Annotated in this window: 16 protein-coding genes; 5 read left to right on the top strand and 11 right to left on the bottom strand. The window is 43.9% G+C overall.

Translation table 11 applies throughout. The features are described 5' to 3' along the window. Nucleotides 1–14 precede the first annotated feature (14 nt). Nucleotides 15–1,172, bottom strand: a complete 1,158-nt coding sequence (locus Q1A18_RS13720; RefSeq protein WP_299581350.1) for an NADH:ubiquinone reductase (Na(+)-transporting) subunit B — start codon at nt 1,170–1,172, stop codon at nt 15–17. Between the two features lie 35 nt (nt 1,173–1,207). Beyond that, entirely contained in the window at nt 1,208–2,560 is a 1,353-nt protein-coding gene (locus Q1A18_RS13715; protein ID WP_299581347.1) for a Na(+)-translocating NADH-quinone reductase subunit A, read from the bottom strand. 196 nt (nt 2,561–2,756) lie between these two features. On the opposite strand from Q1A18_RS13715, the gene Q1A18_RS13710 reads away from it, so the two are divergent. After that, nucleotides 2,757–4,040, top strand: a complete 1,284-nt coding sequence (locus tag Q1A18_RS13710; RefSeq protein WP_299581344.1) for a DUF5103 domain-containing protein — start codon at nt 2,757–2,759, stop codon at nt 4,038–4,040. On the opposite strand, the gene Q1A18_RS13705 is transcribed toward Q1A18_RS13710, so the two are convergent. Beyond that, nucleotides 4,037–6,127 (bottom strand): PAS domain-containing sensor histidine kinase, encoded by a 2,091-nt coding sequence (locus Q1A18_RS13705; protein WP_299581341.1) that lies wholly within the window; start codon nt 6,125–6,127, stop codon nt 4,037–4,039. The genes Q1A18_RS13710 and Q1A18_RS13705 overlap by 4 nt on opposite strands. Before the next feature lie 179 nt (nt 6,128–6,306). Between Q1A18_RS13705 and pruA the strand changes: the two genes are divergently transcribed. From pruA to Q1A18_RS13690, 3 genes are all read left to right on the top strand, one after another. Beyond that, nucleotides 6,307–7,944: an L-glutamate gamma-semialdehyde dehydrogenase gene (pruA, locus tag Q1A18_RS13700; RefSeq protein ID WP_299581338.1), complete on the top strand. Its 1,638-nt coding sequence runs from the start codon at nt 6,307–6,309 to the stop codon at nt 7,942–7,944. Between the two features lie 98 nt (nt 7,945–8,042). Beyond that, the gene (locus Q1A18_RS13695) at nt 8,043–8,345 is read left to right on the top strand and encodes a septum formation initiator family protein (protein ID WP_299581335.1); all 303 of its coding nucleotides are present in this window, start codon (nt 8,043–8,045) and stop codon (nt 8,343–8,345) included. A 152-nt stretch (nt 8,346–8,497) separates the two neighbouring features. After that, a complete protein-coding gene (locus tag Q1A18_RS13690; RefSeq protein ID WP_299581332.1) occupies nt 8,498–9,091 on the top strand; it encodes a YqgE/AlgH family protein in 594 nt (197 codons plus the stop codon). Here the strand turns inward: Q1A18_RS13690 and Q1A18_RS13685 are convergent. The 4 genes from Q1A18_RS13685 to Q1A18_RS13670 form a co-directional block, all read right to left on the bottom strand. Continuing rightward, entirely contained in the window at nt 9,083–9,907 is an 825-nt protein-coding gene (locus Q1A18_RS13685; RefSeq protein ID WP_299581328.1) for a hypothetical protein, read from the bottom strand. The genes Q1A18_RS13690 and Q1A18_RS13685 overlap by 9 nt on opposite strands. A 79-nt stretch (nt 9,908–9,986) precedes the next feature. Then, nucleotides 9,987–10,595 (bottom strand): rhomboid family intramembrane serine protease, encoded by a 609-nt coding sequence (locus tag Q1A18_RS13680; RefSeq protein ID WP_299581324.1) that lies wholly within the window; start codon nt 10,593–10,595, stop codon nt 9,987–9,989. A gap of 11 nt (nt 10,596–10,606) precedes the next feature. Continuing rightward, nucleotides 10,607–11,605: a DNA polymerase III subunit delta gene (gene holA / locus Q1A18_RS13675; protein ID WP_299581302.1), complete on the bottom strand. Its 999-nt coding sequence runs from the start codon at nt 11,603–11,605 to the stop codon at nt 10,607–10,609. Between the two features lie 15 nt (nt 11,606–11,620). Beyond that, nucleotides 11,621–12,391: an AMP nucleosidase gene (locus tag Q1A18_RS13670; RefSeq protein WP_299581266.1), complete on the bottom strand. Its 771-nt coding sequence runs from the start codon at nt 12,389–12,391 to the stop codon at nt 11,621–11,623. A gap of 100 nt (nt 12,392–12,491) precedes the next feature. On the opposite strand from Q1A18_RS13670, the gene Q1A18_RS13665 reads away from it, so the two are divergent. Then, nucleotides 12,492–12,944 (top strand): type I restriction enzyme HsdR N-terminal domain-containing protein, encoded by a 453-nt coding sequence (locus Q1A18_RS13665; protein ID WP_299581263.1) that lies wholly within the window; start codon nt 12,492–12,494, stop codon nt 12,942–12,944. An 8-nt stretch (nt 12,945–12,952) separates the two neighbouring features. Here Q1A18_RS13665 and Q1A18_RS13660 read toward each other — a convergent pair whose 3' ends face one another. From Q1A18_RS13660 to Q1A18_RS13645, 4 genes are all read right to left on the bottom strand, one after another. Continuing rightward, a complete protein-coding gene (locus Q1A18_RS13660; RefSeq protein WP_299581260.1) occupies nt 12,953–13,483 on the bottom strand; it encodes a GNAT family N-acetyltransferase in 531 nt (176 codons plus the stop codon). After that, a complete protein-coding gene (locus Q1A18_RS13655; protein WP_299581257.1) occupies nt 13,480–15,429 on the bottom strand; it encodes a glycosyltransferase family 2 protein in 1,950 nt (649 codons plus the stop codon). Before Q1A18_RS13655 ends, Q1A18_RS13660 begins: the two co-directional genes overlap by 4 nt. A 65-nt stretch (nt 15,430–15,494) precedes the next feature. Further along, nucleotides 15,495–16,121 (bottom strand): recombination mediator RecR, encoded by a 627-nt coding sequence (gene recR, locus Q1A18_RS13650; protein WP_299581254.1) that lies wholly within the window; start codon nt 16,119–16,121, stop codon nt 15,495–15,497. 65 nt (nt 16,122–16,186) lie between these two features. Beyond that, entirely contained in the window at nt 16,187–18,523 is a 2,337-nt protein-coding gene (locus Q1A18_RS13645; protein ID WP_299581251.1) for a PAS domain S-box protein, read from the bottom strand. Between the last annotated feature and the right edge of the window lie 12 nt (nt 18,524–18,535).

The raw sequence follows: 18,535 nt of genomic DNA, 5'->3' as shown, positions 1-18,535 counted from the left end.
TTTACTTTAAAGGATTAAGCGCTCTGTTGAACACGTTTTAAACGACGTTTGATATTGCCCTGAATGATGTAGTGGTCAATCAGCGGTGCAAAAGTATTCATCAGCAGAATGGCAAGCATCATTCCTTCCGGGTATGCGGGGTTAACCACACGGATCAGAATGGCCAGCACTCCAATTAAGAATCCGTAAATCCATTTTCCTTTTTCAGTTTGTGCCGCCGAAACGGGGTCAGTAGCCATAAACACGGCACCAAAGGCAAAACCTCCGATAATCAGGTGTTCCCAGAAAGGCATGGCCATGTAGGCGTTTACAGCAAAAATATTGAGTAAAACCCCCATGAATACGCCACCCAACACGGTGGAAAGCATAATTTTCCAGTTTCCAATTCCGGTTAGTATCAGGATGGCAGCTCCAATCAGAATGGCCAATGTTGATGTTTCACCAATTGATCCTGGAATTAGTCCGATAAAGGCATTCCAGGCATTCAGATCCGTGTTTCCCAAGGCAGCTTCGGCCATCGGTGTCGCTCCGGTAAACCCGTCAGCCATTTGGCCGATACCGCTGGCTGAAATCCACACGGAATCACCCGACATTTGGGCCGGATAGGCAAAAAACAGGAATGCCCGTGCAACCAGTGCCGGATTCCAGATGTTCATTCCAGTTCCTCCAAAAACCTCTTTCCCAATAATTACGGCAAAGGCAGTGGCTACTCCAATCATCCACAATGGGGTGTTGATTGGCATTACCAGCGGAATTAACATCCCGGAAACCAGGAAGCCTTCGTTCACTTCGTGTCCGCGGATTTGGGCAAAAATAAACTCGATTCCCAGTCCAACTACATAGGAAACGATGATAACAGGCAATACTTTTAACAGTCCGAAAAGGAAGATGTCAAAAAAGCCAGTTGTTTCCAGTTGACCCAAGGCACCGAAGTGCTGGTAACCAACATTGAACATTCCCATCAACAAAGCTGGGACAAGAGCCAGAACCACGATCCCCATGGTTCTTTTCAAATCAATGTAATCATGAATATGAGTTCCTGATTTGGAGGTATTTTTCTGAACGAAGGCCAATGTGAAGAAAGAGTCATGCGTTGAATGCAACCAATGGTATTTGGCGCCTTTCTGTACATGTGGTTTCGTCTTTTCAAAAAAGTTTCTTAACGCTTTCATTGAATTATCTGTTTTGTTTCAAGCAACCAGAATGGTTATCCTAATTCTTTAATCATCGAATTAATTCCTTCGCGCAAAATGTCCTGTACTTTAATTTTGGAGGTACATGCATATTCACACAAGGCCAGGTCTTCTTCTACCACCTCGTAGATTCCGAGTTGTTCCATCTTGTCAATGTCATTAACCAGAATGGCTTTTAACAGGTGTACCGGCAGAATATCCATCGGAAGGAACTTCTCATATTGTCCGGAAACAACAAAAGCGCGCTCTCCTCCGTGAAGATTGGCATTCAGTACATATTCCTTTTTCGGAAGAAGTTTTGAAAAGAAGGTTTTGCTGGCCGAGAATTTATCAACACCCGGTGCGGCCCAACCCATAAACTCGTAGTCATCGCCTTCGGGGATAACCGTAAGTTGCTGGTCGAAATAACCCAGGTAACCATCTTGCTCTACTTTAGTTCCGGTAAGTACGTTCCCGCTGATGATGCGTTCTTTGACATCGCCTTGGGTTTGTTCTTTAACCAAGTCTCCAATCCGCGCTCCGTGGATTGTTTTGAGGTATTTAGGGGCTTTGACTTCAGAACCTGTTAAGGCAATGGTTTTGCTGAAATCAACTTTGCCGGTTTCGAATAATCGCCCAATAAAAACAAGTGCCTGTGGGGTAAGTGTCCACACAAGATCTGTTTTTCCGATCGGACAAACTTTGCTGATTTGAACACCAACATTACCTGCCGGGTGCGGACCACTGAATGTGTTTGTCTCCACATTTTTCAATGACGCAAAAACACCCGAGGCTTGCGCCGGAGCAAGTCCTAAGTAAACTTTGCCTTCTGTTAGCTTGCTGATCGCATCAATTCCTGTTTGGAGTGCCGATTTTTCTTTCGAAAACAAGAACTCATAATCAGGAGCGAGTGGTGCTGAGTCGAAAGCCGAAATAACAATGTTACCCGGAACATCTGCTGGTTTGGCCAGCACGCCGTAGGGCCGTTGCTTGATGAATGGCCACAAACCACTTTTTAGAAGTTGGTCACGAACCTCTTCACGAGATAGCTTGGATGGATCAGCCTTGGTGAATTCACAGTGCTCATTTTTTCCATCAGGTTCAACAACAATCTCTAAAACTTTACGGCGTTCTCCGCGCACCACCGCCTGAACGGTTCCACTGACAGGAGAAGTAAATAAAATCTCAGGATTGTATTTGTCGAAGAAGAGGGCATCACCAGCTTTAACCTGGGCATCAGCTTTCACACTTAATTTCGGAGTTAAGCCTGGAAAATCAGTCGGCTTTACGGCAACTGATTTTGGTGCGGGAGCATCCTCCAGAACCGCTTGGGCAGCTCCTTTCAACCGGATGTTGAATCCGCGTTTCATTTTAAAATGCTTTGACATTGTAATCCCTTGTTGTAGTTATTATTTAGGCAGGCAAAAGTACGTATTTAAAAAACTTTTCACAATCTTTGCTATATAAACTTATACGAATTGAAATATTTAAATACGTCCGTTCGTTGCTGTTTTATGCGATTGGAATGATCGTAAGTTGTTTTTCGCCTGTAATGTTCAATCTAGCCTGATAAAGATAAAACAAATGAGCCCTTTTCTTCGGTTTTTACTCCTAAAAGCATGCGTTATTTTTACATTAAATTCTTCCGCACAAAATGGAAGTGAATACCATTATCAGGATGCCGTGTTCAGTGATAAAATCAAGACGGTGCAAGCTTTTCGTGCGGGTTTCGAGTTGAGTCATCCGATCTACGAGCTTGGTACTGAAGGTAGTCTTGTCTTCAAATTTGACGATCTTCAGGGGGAGGTGCAAAGCTATTATTACACCATCGTTCACTGTGATGCCAATTGGCAGGAATCGTTCCTTTTACAGAGCGATTATTTGGAAGGGTTTTATGAAAATCCGGTGGAAGACTATGCTTTTAGTTTTAATACAACGATGACATATATCAATTACCTGATTCAGGTTCCTAATGAGGAGGTTCGGATTACCAAGTCGGGAAATTACGCCTTGGTGATTTATGAAGATCAGGATCGGGAAAAGCTGGTTTTAACCCATCGCTTTCAGGTGATACAACCCAGGGTCCGGGTAAGTGGTGTGGTGAAACGAGCGACTTTTGACCCGTTTAAAGGCGACAATCAGGAAGTTGACTTTACCATTTATCATGAAAATCTGAACCTGATTGATCCTCGGGAGGAAATTAAGGTGGTGGTCATGCAAAACCGGCGTTGGGATTCCGCCGTCCGCGACTTAAAACCTTTGTTTATTCGGGAAAAAGAATTGGTTTATGATTACGATCGGGAAAATGTTTTTCCGGGTGGAAACGAATTTCGCTATTTCGATATTCGCTCCCGAAGGTACAATGGCGAAAACGTGGCAGCAATTGATTTCTTCCGACCGTATTATCACGTAACCCTGATGACCGATGAAGTACGATCGAATCAAAAGTATTTTGGCTACAAGGAGATGAATGGAAACTTTGTGGTTGAAAGCCAGGACCGGGTGGATGATTATGATACCGAGTGTGATTATTATTTTGTGCATTTCACCTTGCCACTGGAGGCGCAGCTGGTTGGCGGAACCGTTAATGTGATGGGGGCTTTAACTGGCTGGACAGCTAATAAAAGCAATGAAATGAGTTGGAATTACGAACAATCGGCCTACGAATTAAGCTTGTTGCTAAAGCAAGGCTATTACAATTACCAATATGTGTATGTACCCCAGGGAGCGCAAAAGGCCGATGCTTCGGTGATTGAAGGTTCGCATTACGAAACGGAAAACGAATACCAGATTTTTGTTTATTACAGGGGCATGTCCGGTCGGTACGACGAATTGGTTGGTTACCAGATTTTGAATGTTGATTTTTAGCGAACCACTTGCAAGGTGCCATCTCCGTTTTTGAAGGGAATGCTGAAATAAAATGTTGAGCCCTTATTGATCTCTGATTGTACTTCAACTTTACCTCCCAGCAAAACGGTGTAGTGTTGGGCAATGGCCAGTCCAAGTCCGGAGCCTTCGTATTTGCGGGTTGTCTTATTATCAATTTGGTGGAAACGCTCAAAAATGCGTTGAACTTGCTCCTCATCGATTCCAATGCCGGTGTCTTTTACAAAAAACTGAAGCTGGTCTTTCCCGATTAGTTTGTAGCCAAATTCAATTTCCCCCTCGTTGGTGAACTTGACCGCATTGTCCAGTAGCTTTTGAATGATTTCGTTAAGAAGGTACCGGTCGGTAGTTACCCCGAACCTCGGGTTGGCATTTTGGTTGCTCAGTTTTAGGCGAATGGGTTTCGAGGCCAGATCAAAGCTGTATTCGCGGTAGAGCTCAACCATCAGATCGTTGATTTTGCAAAAGCTTTCCTTGACGGTTACCTGGTGGCTTTCTATTTTCGACAAACTGATCATGTCGTTTATCATTTCCATCAACAGTTTGCCATTGCTGGTAATGATGTCGATGAAGCGATTTTTTTCTTCCTGATCAAAGTCCGGAGATCCAATCATTTTTGAAAAACCGATGATGGCATTCATCGGGGTGCGAATTTCGTGGGAGATGTTGGCCAGGAAAGCTGATTTTAGCTGATCGGCTTCTTCTGCTTTTAGCTTGGCTTCTTCGAGCCTGATTTCGGCAATTTTACGTTTGGTAATATCGCGGGCAATGGAGATAACTGAATTGTCGTCCAGACGGGCAATGCGCATTTCAAACATGGCAGTTCCTTTTTCAACCTCCAGCGCATATTCGATGGTTTCAATGCTGTCGCGGTTGATGGCATCCTGAATGCATTGAAAGATTTTGCGCGACATTTTTTCTGAAAAACCTACTTCAAAAATGGAATTGCCTACAATATCATCGGGATTGATTTGAATGAGCTCCGACTCCTTGATGACAAAGTCGACATATAGCCCGTCTTTGTCTATGATGAAAAAGATGTCGGGAATGGCTTCCAGTAACACTTTGTAGCGTTTTCGGCTTTCCTGTAGCGAACCAATTAGCTGACGCTGGTTTGTGATGTCGTAAAAAATGGTGGCAATTTGGTTTGCTGCGGGTTGCAGCGAGTAAATTTCAAACCATTTGTCAAGGTGTTCAATGTAAATTTCGGTGCGCTGCCTGCTTTTGGTGTGCAGGTAGTAGTTGTTCCAGTCGAAGGAGTCGCGAAAGACTTTGGGAAAAACCACTTCTGCGTCAATCCGGTGAAGCTCGCGCGAGCTGACGTTGAACATCTTTTGAAAAGCCGGGTTTGTCTTCAGGATTTTCAACCCGGTGGGATTCTTCATTTCGTCTTCCCGCAACTGCATGAGCAACACGCCTTGTTGAAATGATTTGACCGTTTTATTAATCTGTTGATCGGTCTCCAAAACCTTCGTGCGCAATTCTTTCAGGTTTAGTTCGTAGCTGATGGCAACCAGAAAGGTAGCGGTAAAAGCCAATAGGATAATGATTAGCGGATTCAAAATTAACTCCTGGGTAGGCCAGTACACCCCGGTGGCATCTAACAGCCTGTCGGCCTGGTATAAATGAAAAACAACGGTGACCAGGCTGATGCCCAGGTACGTGAGAAGCTTTTGCTCGCTTTTTTGGCTAAAAAGGAGCAGAAAAAGAAAGCCTGGGATTAAGGCCCATACCGTGTAAGGGATGGTGTTTTTTATGGGGAGAATGGCATACTGTACCGAGATGAAAAAAAAGTAAATGACAACAGGAAACAGAAAAATAGTGTTCACGGCACATCGCGGACGGGCATTGCGTAAACAATAAAGTCCAATGATATTGAGGATGATCAGCGCGGCATCTCCCGGAATACATTCGTTAATCTGGTAGCCGGTTAAGGAAAAAGTCAAATCAATTAATCCGTAAATTAGCCCAAGTGTTAGCAGAATGTGAAGGCCAATTACTTTGCGCTTATCTTCTCCTGAATCAAGGAGGTAGGGTTTTGTGATGAAGTGATAAATTGCTTTAAGCATGAAAAATAGCTACCGTTTTTAAATCGGACTAAATATAGTAATTTTTAAGTGTTAACAAGGTTTACAGCGGATATACTTGGCTCTTTTTTTAAAACTGATTTTTATTAGTAAAAAGCTCTTTCTGATTCTATAGATTTGTTTGAGAAGCAAATACAAACGGAAATTAAAGCGAAAAAGTTATGCCAAAAGGTTTTTTTAATGTGCCGGTAGCCAAAAACGAACCGGTTAAAAGTTACGCTCCGGGTTCTCCGGAAAGGGCTTCGCTAAAAGCAAAAATTGCGGAGCTGCGAAATGTAGAAGTCGAACTTCCAATGGTAATTGGAGGGAAAGAAGTTACCACTGACCGCCGGATTCGGATTGCACCGCCACATGACATAAAACATACCTTGGGATATTATTATCAGGGCGATGAGTCGCATGTGCAAATGGCTATTGATACTGCCTTGGACGCCAAAGCTAATTGGGCTTCGTTGGGATGGCAGCACCGGGCTTCCATTTTTCTGAAAGCGGCTGATTTGATTGCTGGTCCTTACCGTGACAAATTGAATGCAGCGACCATGTTGGGACAGTCAAAAAATGCCTTTCAGGCTGAAATTGATGCCGCTTGTGAGTTGTCTGATTTTTTACGTTTTGGTGTAAAATGCATGACTGATATTTATAAGATGCAACCCGAGTCTGCGCCGGGAATCTGGAACTACAATGAATTTCGCCCCTTGGAAGGCTTTGTCTTCGCCTTGACCCCGTTTAACTTTACGGCTATCGCAGGTAATTTGCCTGCGGCTCCGGCCATGATGGGAAACGTTGCCGTATGGAAACCTTCCAAAACTGCCGTGTATTCGGCTGCAGTGATCATGGAAGTTTTTAAAGAGGCAGGTCTGCCGGACGGAGTTATCAACCTGGTGTATGTATCCGGGCCGGTTGCTGCCAAGGTCGTGTTTGAGCATCCTGAATTTGCCGGGATTCACTTCACAGGCTCTACGGGTGTTTTTCAAAGTATTTGGAAGACCATTGGCGAAAACATTTATAAATACAAGTCCTATCCGCGCATTGTAGGAGAAACAGGAGGTAAGGATTTCATTTTCGCAGACAATACCGCGGATCGTCAGGCCTTGGCTATTGCCATGGTTCGGGGAGCTTTTGAATATCAGGGGCAGAAATGCTCGGCGGCTTCACGCTGTTATATTCCAAAGAGTATTTGGGCTGATGTTAAAAAGCGCGTTGGAAAGGTGTTGGCTACCATTAAAATGGGACCACCCGAGGATTTTACCAACTTCGTTAATGCCGTTATTGACGAAGCTTCATTTGATAAGCTGGCCGGTTTTATTGACCGTGCAAAGGAAGATGCGGATGCGGAAGTCATCTTTGGTGGAAACTACGATAAGTCGAAGGGCTACTTTATTGAGCCGACCATTATTCAGGCCAAAACTCCGGATTATACGACCATGGTTGAAGAGTTATTTGGGCCGGTGTTAACGGTTTATGTTTACGAAGATGCCAAGATGGATGAAACCTTAACCATCTTGGATAACACCTCTATTTATGCATTGACCGGAGCGGTGATTTCGCAGGATCGATACAATATTGAGAAGATCACCAGGCGGTTGGAGAATGCAGCCGGTAATTTCTACATCAATGATAAACCAACGGGAGCCGTTGTTGGGCAGCAACCCTTCGGCGGGGCCAGGGGGTCGGGTACGGACGATAAAGCCGGGTCGGTTTTCAATTTCCTACGCTGGACATCTATTCGTACCATTAAGGAAAATTTTGTGCCGCCACATGATTACATGTATCCGAACTTTTTGCCAGACGAAAAATAAAGGCAAGGATTTTAACCGTACAAAGGAGATGATTTTTTTTCATCTCCTTTTTTTTAGGGTGAATATGCCTTACTTTTGTTAGTAGAAAAAAGCGATGAATGAAAAACATGTTGTCAGTTATCTGGTCTAAGTTACCAACACAGTATTGGATTGCCCTGGTAGTGTTTGTTTTATGGGTTGGTTTTTTTACCGAGAATAGCTTGTTGCAACACTTGCAGAATAAGCGCAAGCTGGTTCAGCTTATTGAACAAGAGGCTTATTTGAAGCGGAAGATCATCTCGGATCGGCGAAAAATTAAAGAGCTGCAGACCAATTTGACTAACCTTGAAAAGTTTGCCCGCGAAGAGTTTTTAATGAAAAAGGAAAATGAAGATGTTTTCCTGATTGTAGAAGAAGATTAAGCCCTTCCCATTTAAGTATGCACAGCATGTGTTGCTTAGTTGGCAGGCTGTTGAGCATAACTCACTAAAATTACCCTAATTTAGAATCAATCCCCTGAACGTGTTTGATAAGTGCTTGTTTTTTTTTAAATTGATTAAGAAATAAGGCAATTATGAATCTGGATACCAATATATTCCGAATTGAAACCAATCATGTGGCTCCTGAAAAAGGACGCATTCTGATTGCAGAACCCTTTTTGCCTGGCAGTTATTTTAATCGCGCCATCGTTTTATTGGTGGCACATAGTGACAAAGGAGCTATTGGTTTTATCCTGAATAAAAAGATCGACTTTCCTATTAGCGAAATCTTTGGAGACCTGCCTGATTTCGATGCGGAAGTCTATATTGGTGGCCCGGTTAGTACGGATACCGTGTATTTTGTTCACTGTTTGGGTGAGCTTATTCCGGGCAGTATTCATGTGAAAGATAACATGTATTGGGGCGGAGATTTTGAAGAACTTAAGCGGTTAATTCGCGATGGCTTGGTTCTGCCCGAACAGATCCGTTTCTTTTTAGGATATTCGGGTTGGGATAGTGGCCAGTTGGAGGAAGAGCTTGCCGAGAATTCCTGGTTGGTGACTGAAGTTGAAGAAGAACTGGTCATGGCCGATCGGAAAACCAACGATATGTGGGTGCGGGCGGTGCGCGAAATAGGTGGAAAGTACATGCTGTGGGAGCATTTTCCTGAAAATCCTTCCTTAAACTAGTTGTAGTTTATTAAACTCCTGATGAATTTGTTTGGTCGTTTTATTGAAGTAGCGTTTGTGCCGGAACGCTTTCACCCATTCAATGCCATGAAGAACGCTGACCAGAAAAAGCTCCTCGGCCTGGAAGAGAATTTCTTTTTTCAAGCGTTCAACAGCCAGCATTTCTAATCCCATTTTTTCGCAAATAATTGGCAGAAGGTGCTGACTGGGGTCAATGTAAGCTCCGGACTTAGGGGCTGGTGTTAATAAGGTATTTCCAATTAAAGCATAAATGTTCTTTCCGGGAGCTTCCAGAATGCAGTCTTCCGCATTCAATAGGAGCAGCTCATCAGTTGCAGGAGGTGTTTGAGCTGACTTTACAATTTCCCAGAATGGCGCCGAGCCGAAGTCCAGGGCCGAGAGCGTTGAACAGGATTTTCTGATTTTGTCGAAGATGTCAATGGTTAATCCATTCGAGTTCAGGCTTTCATCAGGTTTGTTGGTCGTCTCTGTTTTTATAAGGAGGGAAATGTGTTGGTTCTTGCGAAAAAAATAAACCTGAATGTGGGCGCCTCGAAATAGTTTGTTTTTGATCAAGGTGCGTTCGATTTGTCTTTTGAGCTCCTTGCCATCCTCCTTTAACATATCGGGAAGAGGTTCGTTTAGCAGTTTGAATTTCAGATGAATCAACTCCAACTGTTTGTTCCAAAAGGGCAGGTGACTGCGAATAGCGCGAAAATGTTCTTTAAAAAGCAAATTCTCAAGCAGGCTGAGCGTGAGCTGCTGGTCTGAAGCCAGGGAAAACTGGTTGTCAATTAATACAAATTGGCTGGACATGGCTTGAGTTTTAAAAAGGTAAACATTTGCTCCGGGCTATTTCCGGCGAGTCTTTAGCTCTGTTGTTTCTGCCCCGGAATCAGATCACCATAAAGAGCTTATCCATGAAGCGTTGAAAAAGGCTGCTGTTGAGCAGGATCGGGAAAATGAATCCAAAGACCGCCCCCAGGAAATGCGCATCGTGTGCTACGTTGTCATTTTGTTTTCGGCCCATATAATAGGAATAAGCCAGGTATAGCAGAGCAAATACAATGCCCGGTATGGGTAAAACGCCAAAGAAATAAATCTTGTTCCAGGGTTCGAAAAAGATTGCGGCAAACAACACCGCCGATACCGCTCCGGAAGCGCCAACTGCATTGTAATAGAAATTGTTCCGGTGTTTGTAAATGGCGTAAAGGTTAGAAACAATCATTCCGCCAAAATAGAGGATCAGGTAATAGGCAGTGGCCATTCGTCCAAATCCATATTCAAAATAAGCTTCAATCACGCGTCCAAAAGAGAACAAGACGATCATGTTTACGATCAGGTGTTCCCAGTTGGCATGCACAAAGCCATGCGAAACCAGCCGGTAATACTCACGCTTATGAACGACCTTGCTGGCATTGAATTGAAGTTTATCCATCAGGTCCTCTCGGCTGAAAGCAAGAATGGATGCGAATGCGGTAATGGCGATAATAATTAGGGTCATAGTAACTATTGCTAGTGTAAAATTTTATAAATCATTTCTTTTTGGAGGTCGCCTGCCGAAGAAGACACATTGCCCATGCCTTTGGACTTCATGTCATATTCGCGCAAAATTCCCATGATGGCAACCAATTTTTTGGGGTTGTAAACCTTGGCTGCATCGATGTATGAACGCACAAAATATGGAGCAACCTGAAGTGCCGATGCGACGGAATTAGGCGACTTATCGGGCAGGAAATGGTAAGTCAGTATTTTCATGAAATAATAATACAGACTGGAAATAGTGCGTGTAATCGGGTTGCTCGACGGATTGGCGGCAAAGTAGTTGATGATTTGGTTGCTCTTTAAAACATTCCGTTGCGACAAGGCATTCTGAAGCTCAAAAATATTGTAATCCTTGCTGATGCCGATATTTTTTTCGATGTGCTCGGGAGTGATCTTTGTTCCTTCAGGCAGGGTGATGATCAATTTGTTAAGCTCATTGGACACCTTGCTCAGGTCGGTTCCCAGGTATTCGGCCATCATGGCCGAAGCCTGGGGGGTGATGCTGTATTTGTGGGCAGCCAAATACCCGTTGATCCATGCGGGTAATTTGTTGTCATAGATCTTTTTGGATTCAAATAGCACACAGTTTTTAGCCAGCAGTTTGGCAAAGCTCTTCCGCTTGTCAATACTTTTATACTTGTAGTTGATCACCAGGATCGTTGATTTCAGCGGCGCTTTGACATAAGCCTCCAGATCTTCAATCTTCTTGATGTTTTGGGCTTCCTTGACGACGATTACCTGGTGGTTGGCCATCATCGGAAACCGACGCGCATGGGTGATGATGGTTTCAATATCGGTGTCTTTCCCATACAGCACATGCTGGTTGAAGCTTTTTTCAGCATCGGTTAGCACATTTTTACTGATGTAATCGGTAATCTGATCAATAAAATAACTCTCTTCACCCATCAAAAAATAAATGGGGTGGTAGATTTTCTTTTTCAGATTGGCTAAAATATCTTCGTAATCCATAATTATAAGCAACGTTTAGAAGCGCAAGTGTTTCACCGATCGCCCATTATTTTTTATTTCCAGAAGGGCATCAATGCCTATTTTAACATGTTTTTCGACAAAATTAGTGGTTACTCTTTTATCGCTGGCGTCTGTTTTTATTCCGGTTGAAATCATTGGTTGATCAGACACTAAAAGTAGTGCCCCCGTTGGAATCTGGTTGGCAAATCCAACGGTGAAAATAGTGGCTGTTTCCATATCGATAGCCATTGCCCGTGTTTTGTACAAGTACTTTTTAAAACGGGCATCGTATTCCCAAACACGTTTGTTGGTGGTGTAAATCACACCAGTCCAGTAGTCCATGCGGTTTTCACGAACGGCAGTTGACACAGCACGCTGCAGGCTAAAGGCCGGAAGGGCCGGAATTTCCGGTGGTAAGTAATCATTCGAAGTTCCATCGCTTCGGATGGCTGCAATGGGAAGGATTAAATCGCCCAGTTTATTTTTGCGTTTTAAGCCCCCGCATTTGCCCAAAAACAATACGCCTTCAGGTTTGATGGCACTCAGCAAATCCATGATTGTTGCAGCATTGGGGCTGCCCATGCCAAAGTTGATGATCGTGATGTCGCCATTCGAAGCGTTAGGCATGTTTTGATTGATGCCCAGTATGGGAACATCAAATTGTTTGGCAAACATCTCAACATAAAGTTGAAAGTTGGTAAGTAAAATATAATCTGCGAAGTCTTCTAAACTGCGGCCGGTGTAGCGCGGAAGCCAATTGTCAACAATTTCTTTTTTCGTTTTCATTAGTTGAAGAATTTTTTCGCACTTTTGGACGAAAATCAGTCGGGCTGAATTTCATTCTGGTGCGACATTATACAAAAATACAACTTTGTAGCGGCTAACTATGTTTACCGAACTAAATTTACCAACATATTCGTTTCGTATTGAACAGCAGCATGGCAAAAGATTCATTTTTGATGAAATTCGTAAGAAAACCGTGGTGCTAACGCCCGAGGAATGGGTGCGTCAGAACTTTATCAAATATTTGATTGAATGCAAAAAGTTTCCAGCTTCGCTGATGGCGATTGAAACGGGTTTGAAAATCAATCAAAATCAATTCCGGGCTGACTTGTTGGTATACAACCGCTCTGGCAGTCCTTTGGTTTTAGTAGAGTTCAAGGCTCCGTCGGTAAAAGTTACCCAGCAAACTTTCGATCAGATTGCCCGTTATAACATGACTTTTCAAGTGCCTTACCTGATTGTTTCCAATGGGCTAAATCATTATTGCTGCATGGTTAATCCTGAAAAGCAGACTTATGCCTTTTTAAAGGAGATTCCGCTTTTTTCCCAGCTTTAATTGTTGGCTTACTTCAGAATAAGCTGGTAAAGCTCTTCATCCAGCCAGCCGGTAGCTGTTTTGATCCAGTCTTTTTTGTTGCCGGCAAGCTGAAAACCTACTTTCTTGAAAAGATGAATGCTGGCTTCATTGTCCACAGTTATGTTAGCATACAACTGGTGCAGCCCCAAAATATCGGTAGCATACAAAGCCATTAAGCGCAGGGCATCAGTAGCCAGGCCCTTGCCTTGCTCATCTTTGTTGTAAATTAAAATACCGATTCCGGCACGCTGATGGTAGGGTTCAAAATCAAACAAGTCAATGGCTCCAACGGCCTTCCCGTCAATGTTCTCAATGATGAGCCGTAGTTGCTTGGCTTCAAAAATATCGCGGTGCGACTCGGCAATGTATTGTTTTAAGATGTAGCGCGAAAAAGGCACCAGCGTATTGCTTACCTGCCATATTTCCGGATCATTTTCCCATTGGTAAATGAGTTCCAGATCCTCCGGTTCTACTGGCCGAAACCGGACTTGTCCATGTGCTAATTTGTTTAAAGTCATCGTCCTAAGTTTTTCCAAGCGTGTACTATAATTTCAACATCCTGCAAGATGCTGTAATTTTTGGCATAAACCATATTTATCTCTTGTTTTTTTTCTTCGGAAAGGTTCTCGTCAAGCATGTCTACGGGCGAAAGAATGCCAGGTTTTATTTTGGGTAATTTCTGCTGTATGTCCGAATAGCAGGAATAACCAACCCAGCTTTTGGATGAGCCTATAACTTGCCAGATATTGTTGAAAAAGCCTTTTTTCTGTTTTATGGTCCAGCATAGAATGGGGTAACTGCACAAAAAGAAGAGGCTGAGCAGAAAGTCAAGCAGGCGTTTGTTTTGTTGGTTGTGCTCTTTGGTAATGGCATTCAGGTGAACGACATATAAGTCACCAGCTGTGTCGATGGAGCTACTTCCAATGATGGAGTGGCTTTGTGGAGGAGCTATTTTAAAGTCCACTTTTGTTGCACTCAACTCAAGCATGAGGTTGATGATTTGTTGTGAGGGCAGGTCAATGGCGCTGAATATAAGCTCTTCAATGTTGTGAATGCGGATGGCTTCACGAATCTGATCCAGATTCCCCAATGCCATGGCTGTGGCGGGCTGTCTGTTGGGTTGAATCCTTCCGGCAACCTTGATTTTGCTGAGTGATTGTTTTAGCAGCTGGCTGATGCGCTGGGCCTCTTCTTCGCTGGCTACAAGCATGACTCGCTTTTTGTGTTTGCGCTCAAATAAATCCTTGAAGGACTGACTTTGACGAAGCAGGTAGCGATAACTGAGCAAGCTGATAAAAGCCCAGACGGTTCCAAGCAGAATAAGCGCGCGCGAAAAGCGTAGACTTTCATCTGCCAGAGAATGAAAAATTAAAATGCCTATGCTTCCCCAGAGAATGCCTTTAGCCAGTTTCTTCATTTGAATGGGCTTTGCATAAGCCTTGCTAAGTCCGATGGCCGAAAGCCAGATCAAAATATAGATGGGAACCACTATTCCGAGGAAAGCGGGTGGATAATAATCGGGTGTGTATTTGTGTTGTTCCCAATAGGGGAGCAGCCACAAAAAACCACTGTAAAGCATCAGTGCATCGATTGCAGGAAAGGCTAAGACTTTCGCAAGCCGGCTGGTAAGTGCCAGCAATGCCCGGAAATAAATGGCCAGGTTGATGAGGAATGAGAACATGCCCGCACGCCCTTTGGAAAAATGCTTGCCAGCAAAGATGCTCATGGCCTGGTAAAAGATCTTCACATAGTTTATGCTGCCTTTTTTGGTGCTTTCGCCTTTGTAATGAATGATGGTTGTGCCGGCAAAATAGTAGTTTTTAAAACCTGCTTGGGTGATCCGGTAGGAAAGGTCAATATCTTCGCCATACATGAAATAGTCTTCGTCCAGCAAGCCGGTTTTTTCCAGGACAGCGTGGCGAAGCAGCATAAAAGCGCCGGCTAAAACATCAACTTCATGGGTTTGATTCTTGTCAAGGTGCCCCATGTGGTAGCGGGCAAAACGAGGCGAATGGCTGAATAGTCGGGCAAGGCCAAGAATTTTGTAAAAGGCTACTTCCGGAGTAGGCAATCCTCGCTTAGATTCGGGCAGGAAGCGTCCTTTGCCATCAATCATAGGTACACCTAATCCCCCTGCTTCCGGGTGATTGTCCATGAAATCCAGGCATTTGACAAAGCAGTCTTCCTCGACCAAGGTGTCGGGGTTAAGCAATAAAATATAGTCGCCTTTCGCCTGCCTGATGGCTTGATTGTTCGCTTTTGAAAAACCCTTGTTGCCGTGATTTTCAATTAAATGAACAGTCGGGAATTTCTCACGAACCATGTGTACTGAACCATCAACCGAGTTGTTGTCAACCACAAAAATCTCCGTCTCGATTGAGGTGCTGGCCTTCTGAACAGCATGCAAGCATTGTTCTAGAAAATACCTGACATTGTAGTTGACAATAACAATGGAGAGTTTCATGGAGGTAAGCGATTAGTTCGTTTTTTTTACTTGTTTTTAGGAGTTATTACAAGTGAATGAATGTTTTATTGGGACAAGGTGCTTTCAAAATCAAGCCTGTTTTTGATGGATCTTCCCAAGGTTATTTCATCGGCGTACTGCAATTCATCGCCAATGGACACACCGCGGGCCAGGGTTGAAATTTTAACATTCAGGTCTTTCAGTTTTTTATAAATAAAGAAATTGGTGGTGTCGCCTTCCATTGTAGGACTCAGGGCCAGCACCACTTCTTTTACATCGCCGCTTTGAACCCGTTCTATGAGGGAGTTGATTTCCAGGTCGGAGGGGCCAATGCCATCCATGGGTGAAATGATGCCTCCCAAAACATGGTAAAGCCCTGAGAATTGCTGGGTGTTTTCGATGGCCATCACATCTTTAATATTTTCAACCACACAAACCTCCTCTGGCCTGCGGTTAGGGTTGCTGCAAATGTTGCACGTATCCACATCCGATATGTTGTGACAAACCTTGCAGTGTTTGATTTCATTGCGCAATTGAATGAGGCTGTTGCCAAACAGGTCAACTTCTGATTTTTCCTGTTTTAAAAGGTGAAGTACCAGCCTAAGTGCAGTTTTTCGGCCGATGCCGGGCAGTTTGGCGAATTCGTTAACTGCATTCTCCAGCAAGCGGGAAGGGAACTTTTCGGTGATCATGCTTAATTTATTAAGTAAGCCTCAAATTTAATAAGAGCAAATCAAATCACGCAAAAAGCGTAGGGTTATTTCAGATAGGAGGCCAGCGTATCCAGTAATTCTTTCATTTTTATGGGTTTGCTCAATACTTCGTTGCAGCCGGCATCCAGACATTTTTGTTGCTCGTCGCTCATGGCGTAGGCGGTTTGCGCAATGATTGGAATCTCCGTATCGGACTGGCGAATTGTTCGCGTGGCTTCGTAGCCATCGATTTCCGGCATTTGTATGTCCATCAGGATGAGGTCAATTTTGTTTTTCGAAAACAGGTTGAGGGCATCAATGCCGTCTTTGGCCCACAACACAGTGGCCTTGGTTTCCCGGAGTATCTCGTACAGGTATTCGTAGTTGTAGTCGACATCTTCGGCAATTAAAACCGTACAATTTTCGAAGTTGTAATCGCTGGTGGTCTTCTTGGGTTTTGCTTTGGTTGGCGCTGTAATCTTGTCGTAGGGAATCGTGAAATAGAAGATTGATCCTTTGTTGACTGTGGATTTGACATTCATGTTTCCACCCAGCAGTTTCACCAGCCCATTGGAAATGGCTAAGCCCAGTCCGGCTCCTCCTTCACGCTCTTTCAGGCTGTGGGCATGCTGCAGGGTGCGGTTGAAAATTGTTTTTAGCTGATCCTGGGGAATGCCATGACCGGTATCTTCTACATAGAACTGTAATTTGTTTTTGCTTAAAAGTTGGTAGCCGATTTCAATGTGCCCAGTGTCGGTAAATTTCAGGGCATTGTCGAACAGGTTAAACAGAATTTGCTTCAAGCGCCGGGTGTCGGTAAAGATATAATCGTGATGCTTGAGCTTGGGTTTGCGAAAAAGAATTTCAATGTGCTCTTTTTGCTTCCGGCCCCTCATTTGTAAAAACTGCTGCGAAAGTTCGCTGAATGTGTTTTTTAGTGAGCAGGCATCTTTCTTGACCTTTAACTCGTTGGCTTCAATTTTTGAAATATCAATGATGTCGTCAATCAGCAAGAGTAAGTAGCGACTACTTTCTTCAATAATGTCTGCGTAGCGTACTTGCTGGTCAGGGGTTAAGTCGCCGGTTTTTAACAATTCAGAAAAACCAATAATGCCGTTGATTGGAGTTCGGATTTCATGGCTCATGTTGGCCATAAAATTGGTTCGGGACTGGTTTTCGATTCGGGTGCGCTTTTGTGAGCGCTTCAGGTCTTCTTCTAGGCGTTTGAACGAAGTGATTTCTTCGGATATTTTGAGGTAGTTGGTAATGGTGCCTTGCTCGTCTTTCAGGCTTGAGATAGAGGCGAGTTCCCAGTAGGTTTTACCGTTCTTGTTTCTGTTTTTAAATTCGCCAACCCATTCCTTACCAGTCGATATGGTTTTCCAAAGTTTTTCATAGAAGGTGGTAGGGTGATAACCCGACTTTTGGATGTTGGTTTTTTTACCAACCAGTTCATCTTTACGGTATCCGGTAATTTTTGAATAGGCCGGATTGAAAAACTCAATGTACCCATCCAGGTCCGTAATTACGATGGGCACAGGGCTTTGCATGATGGCCTGGTGTAGCATGCGCAAGTCTTTCTGGTGCTTCTTCTCAATGGTAATATCCCGATTGGTTCCCAGCACACGAAGTGGCTTTCCATTCGAATCGCGGAGCATGGCGGCCCGGGTTTTAAACCAGCGGTAGATGCCGTCTTTGTGTTTCAACCGGTATTCGGATTCATAGATTAGTGCACTGCTTTTCAGAAAGTTTTCAAAGGTGCGTTTTACCCGGTTATAATCATCGGGGTGAAGGAGATCTGTCCAGGTAGAAAATTTATTTTCCAACTCATCCGGGTAATAGCCGAGCTGGGATTTCCATTTTCGTGACAGGTGCATGGTTTCATCTCCCACAGCCCAGTCCCACAGCCCATAATCAGAGGCTTCTGCAGCCAGGTTGTCGCGTAGCTTACGGTGATGATGTCTTTGTTCAATGTTCTTTTGGCTGTTGATGTCACGAAATACCCCGGTAATCCCGGTAATCTCCCCATGTTCATCCTTTTCAGGAGTAAAGCCTATGCTGATCCAGAATGGGCGGTTTTGCAGCGTGAGGGAGAATTCTTTGTAGAACGCTTTTTTGCTTTTCAGTACCAATTCAACAACATGATCAATTTCAGCAGAGAGCTCCCCCAGGTAGTTGGCTTCTCCAATGGTTCTTCCAATGATTTTGGTTGGTTTAATCTGAAGGAGGGCGGGTAGATTATCGGAATAAAAACGGTGGAGCCGATCTTTGTCCAAGCGGATAATTGCTTCGGGCGTGTCTCCCCGGTCAAAACCAGCGGGCAGGTCTTGTCCTTGAGCTGCTTGTTTTTCGGGTTGGCCTGTTGGGGAGGATGGCGTTTGTTTTTTGTCCGTATATTTCATGAGTTTGAGTTT

It is taken from the genome of uncultured Sunxiuqinia sp., assembly GCF_947495665.1.
In the GTDB taxonomy this organism is placed as follows: Bacteria; Bacteroidota; Bacteroidia; order Bacteroidales; family Prolixibacteraceae; genus Sunxiuqinia; species Sunxiuqinia rutila.
Note: the sequence above shows the minus strand (reverse complement) of the source record. Positions and strands in the feature narration are given on the sequence as shown.